Source organism: Longibacter sp., from assembly GCF_051155795.1.
Classification (GTDB): domain Bacteria; phylum Bacteroidota; class Rhodothermia; order Rhodothermales; family Salinibacteraceae; genus Longibacter.
The window spans coordinates 1-21,168 of sequence record NZ_DAXETW010000153.1 but is presented as its reverse complement, the minus strand read 5'-3'; the positions used below and the strand labels follow the sequence as shown (position 1 = coordinate 21,168).

13 protein-coding genes and 1 pseudogene are annotated in these 21,168 nt (G+C 60.9%); 7 read left to right on the top strand and 7 right to left on the bottom strand.

All coding sequences use genetic code 11. From position 1 onward, the window contains the following. From ACFCU0_RS14700 to ACFCU0_RS14690, 3 genes are all read right to left on the bottom strand, one after another. Window positions 1-2,120: DUF4397 domain-containing protein (locus ACFCU0_RS14700; RefSeq protein ID WP_434974435.1), on the bottom strand; the 2,120-nt coding region annotated here is incomplete at its 3' end. Between the two features lie 409 nt (window positions 2,121-2,529). After that, window positions 2,530-5,043 carry a DUF4397 domain-containing protein gene (locus tag ACFCU0_RS14695; protein ID WP_434974434.1) on the bottom strand — a complete coding sequence of 838 codons (2,514 nt, stop codon included), beginning with the start codon at window positions 5,041-5,043 and terminating at the stop codon, window positions 2,530-2,532. Window positions 5,044-5,484: 441 nt separating this feature from the next. Next, window positions 5,485-6,633 carry a PQQ-dependent sugar dehydrogenase gene (locus ACFCU0_RS14690; protein ID WP_434974433.1) on the bottom strand — a complete coding sequence of 383 codons (1,149 nt, stop codon included), beginning with the start codon at window positions 6,631-6,633 and terminating at the stop codon, window positions 5,485-5,487. 224 nt (window positions 6,634-6,857) lie between these two features. On the opposite strand from ACFCU0_RS14690, the gene ACFCU0_RS14685 reads away from it, so the two are divergent. The 7 genes from ACFCU0_RS14685 to ACFCU0_RS14655 all read left to right on the top strand — a co-directional run bounded on the left by ACFCU0_RS14685 (window position 6,858) and on the right by ACFCU0_RS14655 (window position 15,899). Then, window positions 6,858-7,385 carry a hypothetical protein gene (locus tag ACFCU0_RS14685; RefSeq protein ID WP_434974432.1) on the top strand — a complete coding sequence of 176 codons (528 nt, stop codon included), beginning with the start codon at window positions 6,858-6,860 and terminating at the stop codon, window positions 7,383-7,385. 790 nt (window positions 7,386-8,175) lie between these two features. Next, window positions 8,176-11,088 carry an excinuclease ABC subunit UvrA gene (uvrA, locus tag ACFCU0_RS14680; protein WP_434974431.1) on the top strand — a complete coding sequence of 971 codons (2,913 nt, stop codon included), beginning with the start codon at window positions 8,176-8,178 and terminating at the stop codon, window positions 11,086-11,088. A gap of 265 nt (window positions 11,089-11,353) precedes the next feature. Continuing rightward, window positions 11,354-12,532, top strand: a complete 1,179-nt coding sequence (locus ACFCU0_RS14675; protein WP_434974430.1) for a glycosyltransferase family 4 protein — start codon at window positions 11,354-11,356, stop codon at window positions 12,530-12,532. A gap of 58 nt (window positions 12,533-12,590) precedes the next feature. Continuing rightward, complete coding sequence (locus ACFCU0_RS14670) at window positions 12,591-13,733, top strand: glycosyltransferase family 4 protein (protein ID WP_434974429.1); 1,143 nt, start codon at window positions 12,591-12,593, stop codon at window positions 13,731-13,733. A 33-nt stretch (window positions 13,734-13,766) separates the two neighbouring features. Further along, window positions 13,767-14,429, top strand: coding sequence for a CPBP family intramembrane glutamic endopeptidase (locus ACFCU0_RS14665; RefSeq protein ID WP_434974428.1), 663 nt, complete (start codon window positions 13,767-13,769; stop codon window positions 14,427-14,429). 150 nt (window positions 14,430-14,579) lie between these two features. Further along, complete coding sequence (locus tag ACFCU0_RS14660; RefSeq protein WP_434974427.1) at window positions 14,580-14,924, top strand: hypothetical protein; 345 nt, start codon at window positions 14,580-14,582, stop codon at window positions 14,922-14,924. Between the two features lie 81 nt (window positions 14,925-15,005). Continuing rightward, complete coding sequence (locus ACFCU0_RS14655) at window positions 15,006-15,899, top strand: TolB family protein (protein ID WP_434974426.1); 894 nt, start codon at window positions 15,006-15,008, stop codon at window positions 15,897-15,899. A gap of 82 nt (window positions 15,900-15,981) precedes the next feature. Here the strand turns inward: ACFCU0_RS14655 and ACFCU0_RS14650 are convergent, their stop codons facing one another. From ACFCU0_RS14650 to ACFCU0_RS14635, 4 genes and pseudogenes are all read right to left on the bottom strand, one after another. Then, on the bottom strand, window positions 15,982-17,151 hold the full coding sequence (locus tag ACFCU0_RS14650; protein ID WP_434974425.1) for a cytochrome-c peroxidase: 1,170 nt from the start codon (window positions 17,149-17,151) through the stop codon (window positions 15,982-15,984). A gap of 200 nt (window positions 17,152-17,351) precedes the next feature. Further along, window positions 17,352-18,755, bottom strand: a complete 1,404-nt coding sequence (locus ACFCU0_RS14645) for a Calx-beta domain-containing protein (RefSeq protein ID WP_434974424.1) — start codon at window positions 18,753-18,755, stop codon at window positions 17,352-17,354. A 164-nt stretch (window positions 18,756-18,919) separates the two neighbouring features. Next, a complete protein-coding gene (locus ACFCU0_RS14640) occupies window positions 18,920-20,344 on the bottom strand; it encodes a RagB/SusD family nutrient uptake outer membrane protein (RefSeq protein WP_434974423.1) in 1,425 nt (474 codons plus the stop codon). Then, window positions 20,341-21,168, bottom strand: a pseudogene (locus ACFCU0_RS14635) (hypothetical protein); the annotation flags it as partial. The gene ACFCU0_RS14640 and the pseudogene ACFCU0_RS14635, both read right to left, overlap by 4 nt.

Sequence of the window (21,168 nt, the reverse complement as noted above, 5' to 3'; positions counted from 1 at the left end):
GCGTCTCCGCTTCGCTGCTGCACGTCGAACCCGGCATTTGCCGTCTCCGAGAACGTCGTCCAGTTCAGGATGACGTCGTCGCCGTCAAGCGAGGCCGTGAAGGGGCCGAGTTCGACCGGAAGCGGTATGCCGGTATCATTGTTTTGACCCGGAGACGCGTCCAGTTGCACGCCGAAGTCGGCTTGGAGAGCGAAGCCGCCCACACCATTCACGTTTCGCGCCGTCGAGATTCCATCGGCCTCTGGAACGGCCCCTGCGGTCGGATATGTTAGCGACTGAATCACAGTGCCGCTTCCATCGCGAAGGATGATGTCGTCGCCCCCGTTGTTGAGCGCAGGCAGTCCAATGTCTGTGAATCCGTCGATTCCCGTAGGTGTGCCTCCTCGGAAAATGACAGCAGCTTCTCCAGGCTCAAGCGTCGTACCCGCCGGGAATACATACGGATCGCCGCCACCGCCCGCTTCGTCATCGAGCTCATAGCCACTGACGTCGACCGGACTGTCGGAAATGTTTAGGATTTCCACGAAGTCGTCGTCCGAATTTATGGTTCCGTCACCGTTAGCGTCAACGCCTCCGCTACTCGTTGTGGGATCCGCCAGGAATTCGTTGATCGCTAAAACGTTTTCTACCGGCAGAAGTGCGGTATCGCCGTTCGCAAACACGGCGAGGAGTCCGAGCGCAGGGTCGGTACCGCTACCTCCCGACGGATCGTTGTACGGCGTGTAGAAGCCTGAGGCCAGTACAACGGCCGTGCTGGCCGTTGTCAGGGGAGCGGTGAAGGTAGCAAGGCTAGTGGCTCGAGTGTCGTCCGTTACGGCAACGGAGTACGTTCCCGGGGCTACACCCGTGTATCCGGTGATACCGGTGTAAGAAGCATCATCTGCCAACGTGACTCCGGCCCCGGGCACGAATGCATCGACAGTCGGCGCATCCGGTGAGCCGTGAACGACGATGAGTTCGGCATTACCAGCAGTTTCCGGAGTCTCACGGACGTCCGTCTGGACCAACAACTCGAAGGCCGTGTCCGCGCCGTCCGGATTGCCTTCAAAGTTGCTAGGGTCGAGCACGCCGCTTGCGATAACAGCCAGGGAGGCGTTGGCGTCGACCTGAAGATCAAACGTTGCAAGTGCGTCCCCCGCGCTGCTGCTCGTGCTCGGCGCCACGGCAATGGTGCGGACGCCGGAGTCCAGGTCGATGAAGGGTGTGGCACTCCGAAACGCGAAGTCATCCAGTGCTGGCAGAAGCGCGCCGTCGACGTAGATGTCCACCGTCGCAGCCCCCGGGTCCGGCGCGTTATGGATGATCTGTGCGCGCGCCGCTCCGAGATCAATCACGTTGCCGGCCGCGTCGACGGCGATCAGCGTAAAGGGAGCAACCGGTGACGGCGTCTGCGCGCCCGGATCGAGAAAGCCCGACGCGACGACCGTGAGAGGCTCATCTGCAAAGCCGGTCAGGTCGACATCGAAAGTGGCGACGACGGTACTGTTGTCGTTGCCCGGTGTCACCTCCAGCGTCACGGCTCCGGCGCCTGCAGCCACATATCCGGTGATGCCGTTGTAGGAGGCGTCGTCAACGAGCACCGCGCCGCCGGCGAGGACGTCGACGGTCGGGGCATCCGGCGATCCGTGGACCGCCCGGAGTTCGACGTCACCGTCCGGCGAATCCACCACCGGGCGCGCATCTGCGGCGACGTCAAGGGTGAAGCCGATTGCATTGCCCGTACCGCCGTCGCTGAAGTCCCCCGGATTCAGGACGCCGTTGGCGACGACCGTATAATTGGTGCTTGCTGCAAGCGTGATCTGAACGGGGCCGGCCACCGCATCGCCGGAGCCGCCACTTTCCGGCCCAGCGACGAAGACGTTGTAATCGCCCGGGGGCAGCGACAGGAATCCGGTCGCAGTTCGAAAGTCAACATCCTGTATATCGGTGACGGCAGTACCGTCCAACTCCTCAATGTAGATGTCGACGGTTGCCGCAGCCGGATCAGGAGAGTTGTGGATGATTTGTACCTCAGCGTTCTGAGCAACCGCGGGAGACGCGGCGCCGACCATTACAAGGACGGCCAGAACCAGGGTCGCTACGACGCAGCGTAACGAATCGATCTGTAATCGTTGTCGCATAGCATTGTGGAACGGAAGTGAGCAAAGTGGGAATGGACCGTCGTGCGGTGAGGGGCCGGGACCGCAGACGGACGCGTCGCCTGTCGGCGAGCAACGGCCGAGTGGCCGGTAGCATGGGATATGAACCACAAGTGTGAATATACCGTGCACCAGAGGGCACAGTGTGACCCGGCGGTAAAGTCGACTGCGCGAAAGAACATGTTGCAATTACTGCAACAGCTTTCTAAAGGGTTTGCAGGTGCGGACTCCTGCAAACATGCTGGTAAACCGGTAGACACGCCGCCCAACGAAACGCGGGCGACCTTCTCGAGGAAGATCGCCCGCTTACACGATGGCGGCAGGTATATATCGGCGTCAAGGAATAGCCGCGTGCACACTCATTCCGCCGTCAAGGTACGACATCTGTAAGTCATCGCACCACCGTAACGCGCTGAGTCGTTTCAAACCTTTGTCCCTGCACCCGGAGAAAGTACACTCCGCTTTGAAGGGATTCTCCGTTAATCGGAAGCGATAATGGTGACTCGGCGGTGACGGTACCATTGAAGATCGACTGTATGCGACGCCCAAGCATATCGAACAGTTCGACGGTCACCGGCTGTGTCAATCGGACCTGCAGGGTAGCTTCTCCTGTCCCGGTGACAGGGTGCGGTGCGACGGGGCTGAGTGTGTACGGCTCGTCCAGGCGAACCGTCACCGAGATCGACTTGCTCAGATTGGTACGTCCATCCACATCGACCTGGCGCAAGCGAAATTGATGCGCGCCAGCTGTCAGATCTTGAACGCGGAACGAATAGGTACGCAGGGACGACGATTGACCGGCCCCGTCGACGGACCCAATGGTTTGGAACTCGCCGTTGCCGGACCGCTGCTGAATGTCGAATCGGAGATTGTTAGTCTCCGACAGCGTTGTCCAGTTCAATATGACATCTTCACCGTCCAGCGTTGCTGCGAACGTCCCAAGCTCAACAGGGAGGTTTTGAATGCCCGGAGTTGGTTGCGTTACGACGAAAGTATCTGCACCATTCGGAAAACGCTGGATGGATTCTGTGTCTTTCGCTCCATCCACATCCTCGTCGTACTGAACCGTCTCCCCGAGTGCGGAAAGCAAGGCGCTATCTTCCGCATCGCCCGTTCCGTATACAATGGCGTCCTGCAGGTCTGACTGCGTTGCGAACGTACCGTTAGGAAAGTTTGACGCAGCCGCACGATACAGGGCGACGGCATCAGCACCATTCTGGATGCTACCATCTGCGATCGTTACGTCCCCACCGACGGCTGCATTTCCAACCAAGAAGAAACCCTCTGGCTGTAGGCCAGCTGCCGAAAGATCGACCGTCAGATAAGACGGATCGCCCGTCTGGTTTCCATTAAATAAGACCAGCACGTATGGATCGAGATCGACCGAGGCGACGGGACTCCGATTGTATAACTCGACAAACTCCTCGGTATCAGATCCGGGGGTGTCCGAGTCGATCTCATTGATGACAACGGGGAGCGTTACCATCGGAAACGTAACGACGGAGCCATCTGGATAGACAGCGATGAGGGCAAGCGCAGGGCCCCCTTGATTCGCTGACGGATCCAAAAATCCAGATGCCATGAGAATCGCAGCGTCGGCGGGAGCGCTTTGAAAGTCGGCGGATACCGATGCGAGGACATCGCTTCTATCGGCTGCGGCGACATCGAATGTGTAAGCTTGCGCATCGATGCCGGTGTAGGGACCGAAATCCGTGTATGAGGCATCACCAACGATTTCATCCCCCTGTCGCGTCAGAAGGTCGATTCGCGGGGCATCGGTGCTACCATGATGTACGAGCACATCAATTGCACCTGACGAGGCAGTCGTACGGATACCCTCTTCAACAAGCAAACTAAACGCCGTTGACTCACCGTCCGGATTTGAGGCGAAATCGTTCGGGGCTCGTACGCCACTCGCAACGGCCACGAGGGATGCTCCCGCATCAACCGTCACCGTGAAAAAGGCGAATGCGTCTCCAGAACTGACGCTGTTCGCCGGCGCCACGGCGATATCGTAAACGCCAGTATCTAGGTTCAGAAACGGTGTCGCATCCCGAAACGCCAAGTTATTCAGGGCTTCTGGCCGATTACCATTAATGTAAACGTCTAGACCCGATGCTCCGATCGTCGGATCTGCGGAGTTGTTGACGAACTGTATATTGCCTGCACCGAGGTCAGTTACCGTCCCCGTGGCGGTGATCGACAGTAGGGTGAAAGGAGGCACTGAAACGGATGCCGGTTCATCGTTCGGGGTCAAGAACCCGGACGCGGCGATGACAAGCGGTTCGTCCGCGAAGGTGGAGAGGTCTATATCCAAGCTTCGCAGAACCGTGCTGTTATCATCGGACGGAGTAATCTCCAGCGTCGATGGCACAGCGTCGGCAGACACATACGATGTGACATCCGAATATGACACATTATCTGCCAGAATAGAACCGTTTTGTAGTATGTCAATGGCAGCGGCATCCGTGACATTGTGTATCACGCGAACTTCCACATCGCCGTCCTCGGTTGCTACGTCGGTTCTTCCATTCGGCTCAACGAGAAGGGCAAGCGAGATCGGAAGACCGTCTGGGTTCGGAGAAAAATCTGACGGGGTTTCCACCCCGGTTATGGTCAAATTCTGCTTTGACTGAAAGCCCACACTGATGGACTCTTGAATGAGGACATCTGTCGACGGCCCCAGGCTGCCCGGTCCGGACACCGTAACATCGTACGTTCCCGTCGCCAGCGCCAAAAAGCCGGTTGCGGAACGGTAACTAAAATTGTCAAAGCTCTCTACGACGGCTCCACCGCTATCTTCGATGTAAATATCTACTTCTGATACGGCAGGATCGGACACATTATGAAAAATCTGGACTTGCCCGTTCTGTGCTACAACTGGAGCCACACTCAACGCGGCCAACAAGACAACGTAGAGACTAACATGTACCCATCGATCCTGTATCGCTAGCAACTTCATAAACACCGGAACGCTGTTACGAAGAACGAGAAAGCTGGCTCTGTTTGCAATCCCCCGCGATTGAGGTAAATACCATAAAGTAACTGAACTTAAGCGGTTCTAACCATCTACCTGTCGCACTCGCACTTTCACCAGTCAGGTTACAAAACGTATGACAAAGCAGGAAAAAGACTCAAGCCTGAGTGATTTCACCTCGGCCAAAGCTAAGAAAGAACGGTGAATCCTACGGGGATATCTTGATAAGTACGTCAGGACAGCGCCGACAGACTGGCCACCTGGCGGAGGCTATTAGCGTCCATTCATGCTACTAATCAACGGATGATGAATGCTCAATAAGCACAACGTATCAAACTTGGTACCATGGTCCAGGTAAAGTCGTACGTTCTACTCCACCGGCTCCAGGCGGTAGAGAGCTCCGTCACTCGCGTCGGTCAGAAGGTAGAGGTACCCATCCGGCCCGGTACGGACGTCGCGGATCCGTCCGAGGTCGTCCGGCAGGAGCGACTCCTGGTGCGTGACTGTTTGTCCGCCGAGCACAACGCGCTGCACCTTCTGATGTGCGAGCGCTCCGATGAACAGGTTTCCGCGCCAGCCCGGGAATTGATCCCCGTTGTAGAGCGCCAGACCGGACGGGGCAATCGACGGATCCCAATAGGTTACCGGCTGCTCCATGCCCTCCTGCTCAAAGCCGCCGATCTCCCGGTTCGTGGCGTACTCCCGACCGTACGTGATCGCCGGCCATCCGTAGTTGATCGCCGACCGCATGAGATTCAGCTCATCGCCACCGCGCGGACCGTGCTCGTGCGACCAGATGTCGCCCGTCGCGGGGTCTACAATCATCCCCTGAATGTTTCTATGGCCGTAGCTGTAGATCTCCGGCAGCGCGCCGTCAGTGCCGACGAACGGATTGTCGTCCGGTACAGCGCCGTCGAGCGTGAGTCGAATCGCGGTCCCGATCGACGAGCCAAGATCCTGCGAGGGATCCCGCATCCCGCGATCTCCGATGCTGAAGAGAAGCGTCCCGTCCCCCGGGAAGACGATGCGCGCCCCGAAGTGACGCCCGCCGGAGACGAACGGCTTCTGGCGATATAACTCCTCAAGTCCGGTCAGGGCGGCGCCGTCCAGCTTGGCCCGGGCGACAACGGTCCCGCGTCCGGCCTGCGTCTCGGCCACGTAGGTGAAGTAGATCCAGCCGGTCGATCCGTAATTCGGATGGAGCGCCACGTCCATCAGACCGCCCTGACCGCCGGGCGAGATGGACGGCAGGCCGGCGACCTCATCAATCGCGTCCCCGTCCACGAGGAGAAGGCGGCCGGGGCGTTCCGTAATCAGCATCCGCCCGTCGGGCAGCCACGCCACGGCCCAGGGATGCTCAAGGTCGTCCACGAGACGGACGACCCGAAACGTCGCCTCCTCCGACTCTACCCGTTCCATGACGACGTCCTCATCGGGAACGGCCGAGGTGTCGGGAGAGGGAGTGCCCGTCGTGCAGGCACTCAAAACAAAAGCCATCAGCACCGAAAGCATGCGCATGAGATCGAGAAGGAAAAAGGGCATTCTGATGATTGCGGCGTCACGGACATCCCGGCCCGTGTACAGATCGATTTAGCCACATCGGTCTTTTACGTTCCCACCACTTTCGCTCAAATCGTTGTCTACCAGACCGCGTGAGCAGTGCCACACGTTGATGTTCGCGGCCATTCATCCTACATTCTGACCAGATTCCGTGCGCTCTGAGCCCAGATACTTGTACCACGATGCTTCGCGCTGCCTCTCTCTCGTTTGGTGTACTGTGCACGCTGATCGTCGTGTCTGCCTGCGGGCCGTCGCAGGCCGTCAATACCAACTACGAAGACGGGACGATGACGTACGAGTCGTCCAACGTCCGGATGAGCGATGTGAGCGGGTTCACCGGACTGACGAAACCCCGGTTCGAGATGTATGCAACCGCCAGCTGTAGCGGCGCCAACTGCGCGCCGCAGACGTACACGCTCCACTTCCGCGCCGATCCCGGAGCCGGGCGGGTTCGCATCGAATCGACCTCCGTCCTTCTGGCCGTCGACCAGGACTCGCTGATCTGGGATGATCCGTTCCCTCTGGCGAAAGGCCAGATCTTTGAGGTCCGCGGGCAAATCGTGACGGTGGACTGCAGCGACGAGGAGTTTCGATCTCTCGCCAACGCCCAGACGGTGCACGGCGACCTCGGCGGCCTCACGTTTCAACTCTTCCACGGAAACCGAGAACCCCTTCGAGCCCTGATCGCCCGGGTGGACAGTCTGTCCTGATGGGTGTAAGGGAAGTATTTAGGTGTGTAGGTATTTAGGTTTGTAAGTGTTTAGATTTGCAAGTTTTCGGGAGATGGGTTTCGAACGCCGTGCTATTGGCGACATGGGTCACACGTTGCCCCGGCAACATCGGTAACATGTTTCTACATCGGCTGCCCCGGACAGATAACGTCGAGTGCATGCCTCCATCGGGATGAACATGAGCCGTAGGAGAGGTTCACAATCTGTCGTTTATAGCCAGATTCAACACGTCGCATGACGCGGGCACCCGACAGCCAGCGGTCCGATCCATTCACTCTCGTGTCCAGCAGGACCCTCGCAAGGTGTCAGAGCCGAGCGAAATAGCGGTTTCGAGTGAACCTATGTTGCCGAGATGATCTGTTAGCCACGTACCCGAGTAGTGCCCCCTGAACCTTGAACGCTGACCCCTGAGAACCTGTTTGGCGGACAGCCTTCGGCAATCCAAAGGTACGGACCTACCGACGGTCGGTCCTCGCAACGCTCGCAACACGGGGCTCGATTGATCTTGCGCACCGTGACAACCGCGTCGGTGTTATGAGAGAACCGTCACGCCTTTGAGTGCGCATGAACGGCAGAACGTACTTTTTTGAAATACATCCGCCGAACAGGTTATGAACGTTAAACCCGTACCTAACCAGACATTCGAACTTCGTCATCGTCTCTTCGGCATCAATAGGGGCGGGATGTCGTTAAACGGGGTTGCGTAGGCTTCGATGACTCTGAAGCAACGCCTCCGTCCCCCCAAAATCGAACATCCGCCCGCTACCGGATGACGCAGACGACCGACACCGCCCCGACGCAGGACCCCGTCATCGCTAATGCCTCCGTCTCGGCTCGCGATACGGCCAAGCATAGCATCGTCATTCGCGGCGCGCGGCAGCACAACCTGAAGGACGTCGACCTCGACCTTCCCCGTAACGAATTGATCGTCTTTACCGGGCCGTCCGGGTCCGGCAAGTCGTCGCTCTGCTTCAACACGATCTACGCCGAGGGGCAGCGCCGCTACGTGGAGAGCCTGTCGGCCTACGCCCGGCAGTTTCTGGAGCGGATGGACAAGCCGGACGCGGACCTCATCACGGGACTCGCCCCGGCCATAGCGATCGAACAGAAGACGACCGGCAAGAACCCGAGGTCAACCGTCGCCACGCAGACGGAGATCTACGATCATCTCCGCCTTCTTTTCGCGCGAATTGGCACGACGTACTCGCCGATCAGCGGGCGACAAGTCACGAAGGACACCCCGCGGAGCGTCGCCCTGGAAGTTGAGGAACAGCTCGCCGACGGCGCCCGCTTCTATCTCTGCTTCCCCGTCCCGGAGCATGCCGGGATCGCGCTTCGGGATGAGCTCAAGAGCCTCCGGGAGCGTGGGTTTTTCCGCATCGTGCTGGTTCCCACGGAGAAACAGGCGGAACGGGGCGAGCGCCCCGAGATCCTCGATCTGAACGAAACGGGGCCGAGCAAGGTCAACAACTATGGCCGAGATCGTCTTCTGGTACTTGTCGACCGGCTGAAGGTCAATAAGAACGACAACGCCACCCGAGACCGCATCGCCGAGTCCGTCGAGCAGGCATTCAATGAGGGCGAAGGCCGGTGCACCATCCAGGAGGTGCCGCGCGAGGGCCCGATCCCGGAAGCGCTGGAATTCAGCCACTTCTTCGAGCGGGACGGAATGCGCTTCGAAGAGCCGAGCCCGCTGATGTTCAGCTTTAACAGCCCCGTCGGCGCCTGTCCGGAATGTCAGGGGTTCGGGCGCGTGCCCGGCCTCGATCCGGATCTCATCGTTCCCAACAAGGAACTCTCGATCAAGCAGGGCGCGATTGCCCCATTCCGCACGGACAAGTGGTCGAAGCACTTTAAGTCGCTCATCAAGATTGCCGCGCAGGAGGGGATCAACGTCGACTGCCCGTACCGTGAGTTGGAGGACTGGGAAAAAGAGATCGTCTGGGACGGGAAGGATGACTACATCGGCATTCGGGGGTTTTTCGACTTTCTGGATGAGCGCTCATACAAGACGCACTACCGGATTTTCCGTGCGCGCTTTCGCGGCTACTCGACCTGCCCGGAATGCGACGGCTACCGGCTCGCCGACGATGCGCTCTACGTGAAGGTCGGCGATGCAGAAACGACCGGGCGGAAGCACATCGGGGAGATCTGCGCCATGACGACGCGCGAGGCGCGCGATTTCTTCCAGGCCCTCGAATTGACCGAATACGAGGAGGAAGTGGCCGGACGGGTGATGGACGAGCTGCGTAAGCGAAGCCGATACCTGGTAGACGTCGGCCTCGACTACCTTACGCTGGATCGCCTGGCGCAGACGCTTTCCGGCGGGGAAACGCAGCGGATCAATCTGTCGACCTCGCTCGGGTCGTCCCTCGTCGGGTCGCTCTATGTTCTGGATGAGCCAACCATCGGCCTACATCCGCGGGACAACGACCGGCTGATCGGCATTCTTGAGCGGCTGCGCGACCTCGGCAACACGGTTCTTGTGGTGGAACACGATCCCGCCACGATGGAGGCGGCCGACCAGATCGTGGACCTCGGTCCGGGCTCCGGTTCGTTTGGGGGCAATGTCACGTTTCAGGGGACCTACGACGAGGCGCTCACCGCCGATGATTCGCTGACCGGCCAGTACCTCAGCGGTCGCAAGACGATACCGGTGCCGGAGAAGCGCCGGGAGATCGACCCCGAACGGGTGTTGACGATCGAGAACGCACGGCAGCACAACCTGAAAAACGTGGACATCGACGTTCCGCTCGACATGATCGTCTGCGTGACGGGCGTCAGCGGAAGCGGCAAATCCACCCTCACGAACCAGACGCTCTTTGAAGGGCTGCACCGGCTCAAGGGGGGCAGCGGCGACGGCAAAGTCGGCAAGCACGACGCCATCCGCGGCCATCGAAATATCGACGCGGTGGAAATGGTCGACCAGCAGCCCATCGGTCGCACGCCGAGGTCCAATCCGGCGACCTACACGAACGCGTTCGACGGCATCCGAAAGCTCTTCAGCGAGACGCGGCAGTCACAGATCCACGGCTACGAACCCGGCTTCTTCAGCTTCAATGTACCGGGCGGGCGCTGCGAGGAATGCAAGGGGGAAGGCGTCGTGAAAGTCGAAATGCAGTTCCTGGCCGATCTTTACCTGGAATGCGAGGCATGCGGCGGAAAGCGCTATAAGAAGGAGGTGCTCGACGTCACCTACCAGGGAAAAAACATCGCCGACGTGCTTGAGATGACGGTCGATGAAGCTGCTGACTTTTTCGAGGGGGAAACCACGATCATCAACAAGCTGACGGTGCTCCAGGACATTGGTCTCGGGTACCTGACCCTCGGGCAACCGAGCACGACACTGTCCGGCGGAGAGGCGCAGCGGATCAAGCTGGCGAGCCACCTCGGCGGCCGGCACAACGACCGCACGCTCTACATTTTCGACGAACCGACGACCGGCCTGCATTTCGACGATATCAAGAAGCTGCTCGACGCCTTCGACCAGCTCGTCGACAACGGGCACTCGGTCATGATCGTGGAGCACAACCTGGACGTCATCAAGTACGCGGATCACGTCATCGACCTCGGCCCTGAAGGCGGCAACGCAGGCGGTCAGGTCGTCGAAACCGGCACGCCCGAAGCGATCGCACAACACCCGCACAGCCACACCGGGCGGTTTCTGAAGGACGTGGTGTAAGGGTCTGGTTCTACGTTCAGAGTTCAGGACTCAGGGATCTAAGAAGCAAAACTGCCCCGTAAATACTTACCTTCCTGCACACCTACAGACGTACACACCTACACACCCATCCCACGCCTCCCCAAACCTTAGCCCCCAAACCTCAACTTCAAAAACCGTCGAAGGCAACGCCTTGACGGAGGAAGCAGGTGTCGCAAACGAACCCTGGTCCCGGTCGGTCGTTTGGTGCGGCGACCGCGTCTGATTCCGTCTCCTCGCCCACAGCATGGCCGATCCCGCACCCGTGCCGCCATCCGGACCGAAGCGCGTTGCGCTATTCACCGGCGCCTACAATCACATTGCGGATGGCGTGTCGCTGACGCTCAACCGCCTGGTGCAGCACCTGGAGACGAAGAAGAACGTCGAGGTGCGCGTGTTCGCGCCGACGATCGACAACCCGCCGGTTGACCACGCCGGCACGTTGGTCCCGGTCCCCTCCATCTCCGCACCCGGGCGCAGCGAATACCGCCTCTCGCTGGGCATCACCCCGTCCGTCCGTCGCGCGCTGAACGACTTCGCGCCTACGCTTTTCCACATCGCAACGCCGGATCTCCTCGGCTACCACGCCCTCCGCACGGCGCGGTCCTGGCACGTCCCGGTGGTCGCTTCCTACCACACGCACTTCAGCTCGTACCTGCGTTACTACCACCTCCACTGGCTGGAGTCGATCGTCTGGGCGTACCTCCGGCATTTCTACCGTCAATGCCGACACACGTACGTACCATCCACGGCCATGGCGAATATCCTGAATGAACACGGGATCACCAGCGGGCTACACCTCTGGCAACGCGGCGTTGAGATGGACCGCTTCAACCCATCGCGCCGATCCCGGGACTGGCGCCGTCATCACGGTCTGGACGAGCGTCCCGTCGTCGCGTTCGTTAGCCGGCTCGTCTGGGAAAAAGGCCTGCACGTTTTCGCCGCCGTGGTCCGGCGCCTCGAAGCCGAAGGCGTCCCCCACCAGAGCGTCATCGTCGGCGACGGGCCGGCCCGCGCCGAGTTGAACGATCAGCTTCCCCGCACCGTCTTCACGGGCTACCTTGAGGGGACGGACCTCGCCACGGCGTACGCGTCGTCCGACGTCTTCCTGTTCCCCAGCGACACGGAGACGTTCGGGAACGTCACGCTCGAAGCGATGGCATCCGGCCTCCCGACCGTCTGCGCCGACGCCGTCGGCAGCCGGGATCTGGTCGTTGACGGCACGACCGGCCACCTGTGCCCGCCCGACGACATCGGCGCCTTCACCCGGGCCGTGCAACACCTCGTCACCGACGACGATGCCCGCGCCGCCATGGGCGAGGCTGCCCTGAACCGGGCGGAGTCGTTCCGGTGGGAAAGCATCCTCTCCCGGATGAACGATTACTACGACGCCGCCCTCGCCGGGGACACTGCCTCGTCCGTGTAAGTGGGTCCGTGTAAGTGGTCATCCTCCTCTCTTTTCCCGAGCCCCCTTCCTGCCAGCCGTGCGCCTTCTGTTCGTCTCCCACTCGCTTCCGCCCGAAGGCCGACCGATGGACAACATCGGCGGAATGCAGCGGGTCGCGATGAAACTTCACGAATCACTCGGGCTACGCGAGGCGGAGAGTGCCGGGCTCGACTACGACGCGGTGCTCCTGCGCTCGTCCTGGACCTGGACGCACGTCAAGGTGGTCCCCTTCCTTCTCTGGGCCGCGTGGGTGATCGCGACAAAAGCGCGTCGCCGGGATGTGGATGTCGTGCTCTTTTCCTCCATGGTCACGGCTGCCCTGGCTGTCCCGCTGCGCCCGCTCCTCGACCGGTATAACGTGCGGACCGCCGCCATCGTCCACGGCTTGGACGTGACGACGCCCTTTCCGCCGTATCAGTGGTTCGTGCCGAAGGTCTTCGACGCCCTCGATCTGGTGCTGCCGGTAAGCCGCGCGACCGGCGAGGCCTGCACGCGCCGGGGTCTCCCGGAGCGGAAAGTGCAGGTCGTCCCGAACGGCATCGACCCGGATCGCTTCCTCGCCCCCTCGGACCGCGCCACGCGCCGCCGCCTGCTAACCGACGCCCTCGGCCCGCTCCCCGACGACGCACTCCTCCTCTGCAGCGTGGGCCGTCAGGTCGAGCGGAAGGGTTTCGAATGGTTCATCCGTCACGTCATGCCGGATCTTCCGGACAACGTTCACTACTGGCTCGCGGGTGACGGGCCGCAAACGGAGTCCATCAACACGGCGATTCGGGAGAAAGGACTCGGCAAGCGGGTGCGGCTGCTCGGCCGGGTGTCCGATGTCGACCTCGCCCGCCTCTACCGCGGCGCCGACCTCTTCGTCATGCCGAACGTGCCGGTCGCCGGCGACATGGAAGGATTTGGCGTGGTCATGCTCGAGGCCGGTCAATGCGGCACCCCGGCCATTGCTTCTCGGCTGGAAGGCATTCGTGACGTCATCACCGACGGTGTCAATGGGCATCTCGTCCAGCCGGAATCACCGTCTGCGTTCGCACAAACCATTCTTCGTTACCACGACACGCCCCGCGAACTGGCGGACTTTTCCGAGCGCGCTCGAATCCATACGCAGGCCACGTTCGGCTGGCCCGCCGTCGCGGAACAGTACGTTCAGGTACTCCGAGGGCTTGTAGACGGATAGAGATAACTTTGCACCACGACCCTCAGAGATGAGATGCGACTGATCGACCGGGTCATGCCCGACGAGCCGCTGTTCTACGGCATCGTTTCGCCCAGCCTCCTGGTCGCCGGCTGCGCGGCCGTGCAAGTCTGTGCCGGGCGATGGATTGGCGTCTGGGCCTGGGTTCCGACCATGCTCTGCTTCTGGAGCCTGATCGCCTGGTTTCTCCGCGGGTACGCCCACCGCGTGTCCGTCGGTGATCGCCTGATGGCAGCCTCAGGCCCAACGGTGTGGTCGGTCCTCGCCGTTGGAGCGGGACTGCTGTCGCTGCCTGGCTTTCTCAGCCACTGGCAGCTGCTCGCCGAACCAGACATTTTCGTGGCGTGGCTTGCCTTCGCAATCGTAAACCCCTGGTTCGAGGAATCGTACTGGCGGGGACTGATCATGGACGCAACGGCTGAATGGGGGAATACGGCCAGCCTTCTGTACTCGTCGACGTGGTTCGCCATGAGCCATCCTCTGATCTGGGGCATTCATTCCACCTCGCTTCGCACACCCGAAGCCGTCGGGGCGCTCTTCTTTGTCGGCATTCTCTGGGGGCTCGCCTATCAGCGAACGGGAAGCTTGCGGTGGTGCATCGCCGGACACATCCTGGCCAACCTGCTCGGTCTGGCAGCCCTGGTCCTGCTCAACCTGTACGACCCAACGGTGCGGTGACACTCCGCCAGCCGGCAAAAGACCGGCATCGGACCCACCGTTGCGGCGGACCTGATGCCGTAGCTCCCATGTTCATAGCCTCGTACGGTCGTTTTCGCGTTGCGATGTTCACCCGGCGCCCCCCCGAGGCTTTTCCTTACCGCCCCAGCGATGAAACCATCAGTGGCTCTGCGAACCATCAAAGTCGTGCACACAATCGCCTGGGCCTTCTTCGCCGGCTGCATTCTCGCGATCCCCGTGTACGCTAAGCACGGGGCCTTCGACACGGCTGGCATCCTGATTGCCGTCGTCCTGATGGAAGTGCTTGTACTGGCCTTGAATCAAGGGCGCTGCCCGCTCACCGGCGTCGCCGCACACTACACGGAGGACCGGCGCGACAACTTCGATATCTACCTCCCGCTGTGGCTCGCCCGCTACAACAAACACATTTTTGGCTCGCTGTTCGCCGTCGGCCTCCTGTACACGCTCCTCCGATGGCAGGGCTGGATGGGCTGAGATCGCCTTCCTACGATCGGCATCGCAATTGGCTTCTGCGCGACCTGCGGCCACCTCTGAACCATCCCGTCCCATGCCCCCATGACCAACAATCTGCCTGTTGTCCTCGCGGCCGTTCTCCTCCTTTTCGGGTGCAGCGCGTCCAGTACGGAAGACCTGGCAGACCCGCCGGCGACCTACGACGCATTTTCTGCGCCGGTGCATGTCCAGATTAACGGATATGACGGCGATGCGATGGAGCCTTTCCTGTCTCGCGACGGCCGCTTCCTCTTTTTCAACAACCGCAACGATCCGTCGATAAACACCGATCTTTACGTTGCTGAGCGCGTCGATTCCGTCACCTTCGATTTTCTCGGCCCCGTCGACGGCGCCAACACACCCGCGCTGGAAGGCGTCCCGACTCTGGACACGGGCGGTACCTTATATTTCGTCTCGACAAGAACGTACGACGAAACGTACTCGACGCTCTACCGCGGTCGCTTCAGCGAGGGCAGCGTGTCCGGTGTCGAACTCGTCCCCGGCGTCTCGCGCCAGGAACCCGGCATCGTGAACTTTGACGTCGAGGTAAGTCCGGACGGCAGCACACTGTATTTCGTAGATGCACGCTTTGGTGACGACGGGCCTGAAGTGGCCGACCTCGTGATCGCCCGGCGCACCGCAGACGGCTTCGAACGCGCGTCGAATACCGACGCGTTGCTTCGATACATAAACACCGACGCTCTGGAATACGCCGCCTCCATCTCGTCCGACGGTCGAGAGATGTTTTTTACCCGCGTCCGCTCCATCACCTCGGGCGATTCCCCCGCGATCTACCGCACGTCTCGGGACGAGACAGGCGTGCCATTCGACCCTCCCCAGCGGGTGTCGGCCATGGACGGGTTTGTGGAAGGCCCTACCTTTTCGCCGGACGACCGCGCGGTCTTCTACCATAAACGCGAGAACGACCGCTTCGTCCTCTACCGCGTCTCTCGCTGACGGCGCGGACGAGCAGCCGCGGGCCCAACCCGCGGCTCAAATGGATGCGTGCGTGCCGCCCTCACCCGCCTGTCGCGCCGGCTTACGCGTCGGATCGTCCCATCCCCGGCAGATCCGGCGCCGACATCCGGCGCGGACGCGTCGAGATCGCCTCCAGAAAGTCAAGCAACGCCTCGATCTCTCGATCCGACAGATCCAGCGGCTCGAGCAGCGGCGACTTCTCCGGGTACAGCGGGTTGTCCGCTTCCTTTCTCGGAATGACCTGCGGCATGCCGCGGTCGTACATGTCGATCACCTCCCGCAGGCTGAATATCAACCCGTGGTGCAGGTACGGACCGGTGTACGTCACATCCCGAAGGGACGGCGTCCTGAATTTGCCTACGTCGGACGTATCCCCCGTGACCAGGAACCGGCCCAGGTCCTCCGACGGCCGACCGAGGTGAGACTGGCCGAGGTTGTGGAATTTGTCATCCGACAGCAGGGCGCCGCTGTGGCAGTTCATGCATTGCCCCGTGGTGCGAAAGACATGTAGGCCGTAAATCTGGCGATCTGACATGGCCTCACGATCCCCCTGCAGGAACCGGTCGAGGTCGCTGGTCCGGCTCGTGACGCCACGCTCGAACGTGGCGATCGCCTGCGCGATGCGTTGCACCGTGATGGTCGAATCGCCAAAGCTATCCTTGAAGAGGCGCCGGTATGCCGGCACGTCCCGGATGCCGTCCGCCACAAGATTGAGACCCTGGTTCATTTCGCGCGGTCCGGCGATGGCGGTCATGGCCTGCTCTTCGAGGCTCTCGGCGCGACCGTCCCAGAAGAGATGATCGTAGTAGGCAGCGTTCAAGATCGTCTGGCTGTTCCGCCGTCCCTCGCGCCGTGCGTGGCCAAACGATCGGCGCCGCCCGTCACTCCAGCCAAGATCCGGATCGTGGCAGCTTGCGCAGGCAAGCGTACCCGATGCAGAGAGTCGCGGGTCGAAGAAGAGCTTCTTGCCAAGCCCCTCTTTCGCCTCTGAGTTCGGATTATCCTCCGGGTACTCCACCCCAGGGAGCGGTGCGAGAGCTCGATGGGAGACGCTGTCGGACAGGTGAGGCGCGGGCCACCCGCTCTGCGGCCCCTTGTAGGCCTGGATGACGGCAGAGCCGGCGTCGGCCTGACTCGACCAGATGTCCGTTTGATAGAAGAAGACACCCAGCACGGCCGCGACGAGGCCCATCAGGAAGGCGGATCTCAATATGGCGGACCGTGCATCCATAAGACGAACGTGAGTCGCAGATCGCGGCGACCGCAGTAGGGGCCCACCGTCTCATCGCACCGGTGGCGCGGAATATGTGGAAAAACGAGCCGACCGGAAGGTTCGGAAATCAGGAAAGAAAAAGGGGCAACCGCAACGGCCCGCCCCTCCTCACTGATGATGTCCACTGCGTGACGGCGCTACGGCCGCGCAGCACAGGCTTAGTTGCTTGCCCGGCGATCCGCGCTAAACTCGTAGCGGCGCGTCTGAATGCCGTTGTTGATCGATGTCTCGTCGAACGTGATCGTGATATTGATCGTCCCTTCGGTTTCATTGTAGGTTCCGCCTTCGCTGCTGACGCCGATCACGAAGCTTTCCGGATTCGTGACGCCGTCATCGGTCTGATCCGGGAGGTACACCTCAATCTCGTCAGGGATAAGCGTCACCGTGCCGGTCGTCGCGCCCGGGCCGTCCGGGGTAAGCCGGAAGAACTCCGGGTAGTACAGCCCGGCGGATGCGGAGGACACCCCGAGGTCCACCGTGTTCGGCTGCTCGCCGTCATCGTAGAACTCCACCATGTTCAGGATATTGGTGTTGCGGGTGAAGTCCTGTTCGCTCCAGAGGAAGGAGCCGAAGCCGAAGACATTCGGGTCGGCCGACGGATCATCGCGGAGGGGCACGATGGTGAATGCGAACGACTCGTCGAAGATAGCACCCTGAGACGGATCGTTGTTGAGGCGACCGGTCTCCGGCACGGCCACGTCGGAGAACGTGTTGTATGCGTAGAGACGTGCAAAGTCCTCATCGGGCGCGTAGGTCGCTACGTCGGCGACCGGGTTGATGATCGTAATCTCTGTCTCCGTCGTGCCGCCGATGGTCACGGCATCGTTGTCCGGCGTCTGCAGGGTCAGCGTCAGCGTTTCGCTTTCGTCATAGTTACGCGTGTCGTTGATCGCCACCTGGACGGTATCCAGCGTTTCGCCGGCGACAATCTCGATGGAGCTGTTAAGGAGCTCGTAGTTTTCGCTCGGTGCCGTGCCGCCGGTCTGGAAATCCAGCTGCAGATTTGCCGGTGCCGGCTGATTCACTTCAACCAGGACGTCAAGCGTGTCCTCGTTGTATTCGTTCGTCTCGTAGCGCGCTTCCTGGAACGAGACGGTGAAAGAGCCCACCATCTCATCGTCGGTGATGGTCACCGTTGCCCCCGCGGTCGCGCCACCGGTGTAGCCGTCCACGTCGTCGGCGTCGATCAGAAGCTCAATGGTTCGATCCTGATCGTCGATGGAGGCATTGTCGATCGGCGTGATCGTGAACGTGCCGGAGCTGCTGCCGGACGCGATGGTCACGTCGTCGGATGCGGGATCCTCGTAATCGACGCCGGCAATCGCCGAACCGCCCACCGTGAGCGGAATGGTAACCTCTTCCGATGCAGGGGAGTCGAGCACGACGTCGACCTCGAGACTCTGCCCGGCTTCCGACACCTGGTAGGTGGCCTGACCAAACTCCACAGTGGTTTGCATCGCCATATCGTTGCTGTCGCACGCGGCGAACAGCAGAGCGATGGACAGGAGACAGACCGGCAATAGCGATCGGCGAAGCACGGAAAACATGGAACGGTACGTCATCGTCGGGTCGATTGTACGGAACGGCAACAAGGGACTGGTCTTATCTGGACTAGATATAGATAAGGGCACATCGAGACATTCACAAGAGCGCATAAGGCCTTCAGGCCGACCGAATACGATTTTCATGGTGCTCAACACGTGGCTGACCGGTCGGCGCCACTGGATCAGTACTCGTCGTTTTGCCGGAGTGCGTCGTTGGCGTTCATCGCGTCACGCGGGATCGGGAGGACGAACCGCGGGCTCGGATACGCCTCGTTGCAGGACGGCTCGCCTGCACAGTACTGGCGAGTCACATCCTCCTTGTAGCGCGTCCGATCGAACAAGAGGTGTCCCTCGAACGCGAGCTCGCGACGCCGCTCTTCCAGGATTGCCTCGAGAAGAGCGTCACCGGATGCGTTCACCGGATCGGCATCGGGATTGGCGCGGAGTCGAATCGTGTTCAGGTCCTCGCGCGCCGGGTCCGGGCGGTTCAGGTTGGCGTAGGCCTCCGCCCGGTTGAGGTACACTTCTGAAAGCCGCAGAACGCCGATGTCGTTCGGCTCCTGCGTGGTCGGCTCGGGGTATTTCTGTGTGCTGAACAGCGTGTCGCCCTCGTCGACCGTCGGCCGGATCAGTCCGTCCCCGCCGAGACCGCGAACGTCGCCGTCGTCGTACAGGTCGATGATGTCGCTCGTCGCGCTCAGCACCGGGCTGCTGTCGGACGCCCGGTTTCCCCAGTCGCTCGACAGCGTGTACGTGGCGTAGCCGGACCCGTCGAGGCGCAGCAGGTACTCGTTGCGGAGGTAGTCATTTTGCCACATCTCCTGCATATCGTCTGTCGGAGCCAGATCCGTGGCTCCGCTCTCGATGACCGCGTTGCAGAGCGTCACGACCCGTGACCACTCGCCCTGATACAGGCGAACCCGTGCCAGCAGCGCCTGTGCGCTCACAGCAGAAACGAAGACCGGGTCGAACGGCTCTCCTTCCAGCAGATCGATCGACCGCTCCAGGTCGTCGACGATTTGTTCGTAGGCGTTGAGCACGGTCGACCGTGACACCTCCTCGTCCGGGGAAGGCGACTCGGTGAGGACGACGATGCCGACATGGGATGCATCGTCGGTGTAGTTGTATGGCTGCGCGAACAGGCGGACCAGGTCGAATTGCACCAGCGCGCGCAGGCCGAGCGCCTGACCGAGAACACGATCTTTCTGCGCCTGCGTGCCGTCGGGAACGGTGGGCACGGCGTTGATCACGTTGTTAACCGCATTCAGGATTGCGTACAGGTCCGTGTACGATTCCACGGTCAGGTCCGGAATGCTGTTGAACGCTTCGATACGCCGCAGTTCGGTCTCGGCTTCGGTCGTCAGGCCTGGATTGATGGTGACGTTGCCGCCGGTCAGGTCGGCGTAGTACGTTAGAAAGCCCCGATACGTGTTCCGGCTGCGCATCGTCAGGTTGTACGCGCCGTACAGCGAGCTCTCGACACTTTCGATGTCGGAGAGCGCTTCGGTCCGTGAGATCTCGGTCGTCGGCTCCTGATACAGAAAGCCGTCGCACGAGGCCAGGCACAGAACGAGGAGCAGGCCGAAATATAGGCGAGTGGATTTCATATCGTGATGTCGATGCCTGCAGTGATCGTTCGCGCCTCGGGAAATCGATAGCGGTACTCGGCTGCGCCATTCCGGCCAGGCGCAGCATTGCCAAAGTAGATGTACCCGATGTTGGACGCATTTACGAAGGCCCCTGCCCGCTCCATGCCGAACCGTTCAATCCATGCCGTCGGCAGCGAATACCGTAGCGTCATATTCGCCAGTTTGACGTAGTCCAGGTTATAGATATATCGGTCGGTCACAGAATACGGGGGCGCATCCTCCGAGAGCCGTGGCACGTCCGTCTGGTCGCCCGGCTCTTGCCAGCGATCGAGCTGATTGACGCTCTGGTTATTGAACGAAATCTGCCGCCCGTCGGTCGCATACAGGTTCGACACCAGGATGTCGGAGCCGAAGGAGTACTCGCCGACGACACTCAGGGACAGGTTTTTGTAGGAGACGGTGCTGGAGAAACCGCCGAACACGTTCGGATTGCCGTCCCCGATCTTTTGCCGGTTCTCGATCCGGCTGGCGACGCTGTAGTTGTCGGTCACCGTCCCGTCGGGCAGCTCAAACAGGGCCTCGCCATTCTCCGGGTTCACTCCCGCGTACTTCACGCCGTAAATCGTACGCACATCTTCGCCGACCCGGTACCCGATCCCACTCTCTGTGGAAACACTGGCATCTTCCAGCTTCAGCTCGGTGACGATGTTCCGGTTCGTGGCCGCGTTGGCGTCGACATCCCAGGAAAGGTCGTCTCCCTGAAAAATCGAATACCCGACTGTGACCTCGATCCCCGTATTTCGCATATCGGCTGCGTTCACATCGCCGATCGTGAACCCGGA